3 protein-coding genes are annotated in these 2,374 nt (G+C 37.4%); 1 reads left to right on the plus strand and 2 read right to left on the minus strand.

The window, feature by feature from the left end:
- Positions 1–383 (minus strand): IS110 family transposase (locus ATS75_RS19950; RefSeq protein ID WP_152996178.1); only part of this gene is annotated, 383 nt, incomplete at its 3' end.
- Positions 384–480: 97 nt separating this feature from the next.
- On the opposite strand from ATS75_RS19950, the gene ATS75_RS19955 reads away from it, so the two are divergent.
- Positions 481–1,389, plus strand: coding sequence for a glutathione S-transferase family protein (locus ATS75_RS19955; protein WP_321164322.1), 909 nt, complete (start codon positions 481–483; stop codon positions 1,387–1,389).
- A gap of 378 nt (positions 1,390–1,767) precedes the next feature.
- Here the strand turns inward: ATS75_RS19955 and ATS75_RS19965 are convergent.
- On the minus strand, positions 1,768–2,374 hold a 607-nt coding region (locus ATS75_RS19965), incomplete at its 5' end, for a transposase (protein ID WP_152996255.1).

Consider the following 2,374-nt stretch of genomic DNA (forward strand, 5'->3'; position numbering starts at 1 on the left):
CTTCTGGCAACCAAATCACTCATATCCTGCATAATTTCAGGCTTTAACGTAGATAACTTAGGTTTAATCGCTTCACCAAAATGCGCGATTAGTTTGGCATCTAGCTTGTCTGTTTTGGCTCGTTGACCAATAGCGCCTGCAAAGCGTTTTATATGAATAGGGTTGGCGACTACAAATGGCAAGTTTGCTTTTGCACATGCCATAATAAAGGGTGCTTCAAGTCTACCCGTAGCCTCAACAATCACGCGTTCAGGTGTATATTTTTTGATAGTTTTAACCGCTTCTTTAATCCCTTTTTCATCGTTTGGCACAGTGAAATAAATATCGAGTGGGCGGATATAGATATCGAGTTGGAATTTACCAGTATCAACGCCAACATTAATGTTTTGATTTGTTTATATTTTCATATAAGCTAACTCTTGCTTGCATAATGCGGGTTCGAGACCCAGTAGACTATTCGAGTGTCATGCTTGGAGTTCTTTGTCGCGTTCATTCTTGTTATCGGTCTCTCAACAGAGGAGCCAGCAATCAATCGAACTACGACAAGGAAAGGCTTTGGTTGCAGCCAAAGCTTGGGTCTCACTTTACCCGAACTCGGTAATAATTAGTAATTTAGATGGGTGTATTATCCATACAAGCAAATTAACAGGACAAATAACAGTTGGCTTTTTGTTCACTACGTTCACAATTTTAGCCAACTATCATTTGCCCATTATTTGGGCGTTATATGCAACACCCAAGGAGTACTCGTTGTACCAACTATATTATTACCCATTGAATGCCAGTATGGCTCCGCATTTTATTTTGGAAGAGTTAAAAGTTGATTTTGAATTAATCACCGTAGACAGAAAAAGTAATGCTCAAAAGTCTTCGGATTATTTAGCTTTAAACCCTGCAGGTAGAATTCCTACACTGATTGATAATGACCTTACAATTTTTGAGAGTCCTGCAATTTGTGTTCATTTGGCTGAGAACAATCCATCATCTAATCTCATACCTAAAATCGGAGATAAAAATAGGTCTATAGCTTTTCAATGGCTAATGTATTTAACCAATACAGTTCAAGCCGAGCTTATGGTTTATTTTTATCCTCAAAAACATACAAAAGATGATAAAAACATTAAAAGTATTGTTCAAGCACAAGAGTTAATAATCACTGAAGCATTTGAATTGCTAGATCGTGAACTTGAAGGCAAAGACTACTTAGTTGGTCAATCAATCACTGTATGTGATTACTTTCTATTTATGCTTGCCGTTTGGGCTGATGAACTTCAACACCCTCCGCTATCGTTTGCTAATTTATCTCGATACCTTCGTGGGCTGGCTCAACGTGAGGCTGTTATCAATGTTTGTAAAAAAGAGAACTTGAGTCTACGAGATTATCAGTAAGTTGCATATAACAAGCGCTTTAAACGGAACAAAAACAGTTGGTTAGGTTCCGCTTCGCTCCACATTATAACCAACAATTTTTGTCCGCTTAAGCGGGCGTTATAACTCACCACACTGTCGAGTGAAAGGATGCACAAATGAATATAAACGCAACAGTTGCAGGCCAAGTCATATTTATCAATTTCTTAGTTATGCTGTATTTAACTTTGAAATTTGCAAAAGGAAAATCTGACAATCTACCACTTGTGGGTTTTTATACTTTCCTTCTAAGTTTTCTTTTCTTCCCTGCTAGTTGGTTATATTGCTGGTACTGGTCAAAAAAGAAGCCTAAAGTAGTAAGTGAGTTATAACAAGAGACTATGGCGTCAATAGTTAATTTTAAACTTTTGGCGCTTCCCATAAAACTCCATCTCTAAGCATAGAATTTAAGATCACAATCATCTTTCTGACACATGCAATCAGTGCCACTTTTTTGGGTTTGCCTGCCGCAACTAGTTTTTGATAATGTGCTTTAAAAACGGGATTAGATTGAATCGCTGACATCATAGCCATGTATAAAACTGTGCGAACTTGATGCCTACCTCCCTGGATTTTTCGCATGCCTTTAAACCGCCCACTTTCACGGTTTATTGGTGCAACTCCAACTAAAGCAGAGGCTTGTTTATTTGTCATATAGCCTAACTCAGGTAAATTACTAATGAGAGATGCAGCAGCTATTTTACCTATGCCTTTCATACTTTGAAGAATGGTATTTTTAGCTTGATAGTCAGGGCAACTTTCAATGAGTTTGACCAGCTTATCCTCTATTTTCTTAATTTGATTTTTAAATAAAGTCAGGACTGGTTTAATTGTCATCGTAAGGCTTTTAGGTAAAATCTGTAGTCGATTTTTCTCCATTGTTTGCATCACAAGTAATTGATTTCTTCTGGCAACCAAATCACTCATATCCTGCATAATTTCAGGCTTTAACGTAGATAACTTAGGT

The sequence above is a fragment of the Pseudoalteromonas sp. H105 genome, from assembly GCF_001469215.1.
In the GTDB taxonomy this organism is placed as follows: Bacteria; Pseudomonadota; Gammaproteobacteria; order Enterobacterales; family Alteromonadaceae; genus Pseudoalteromonas.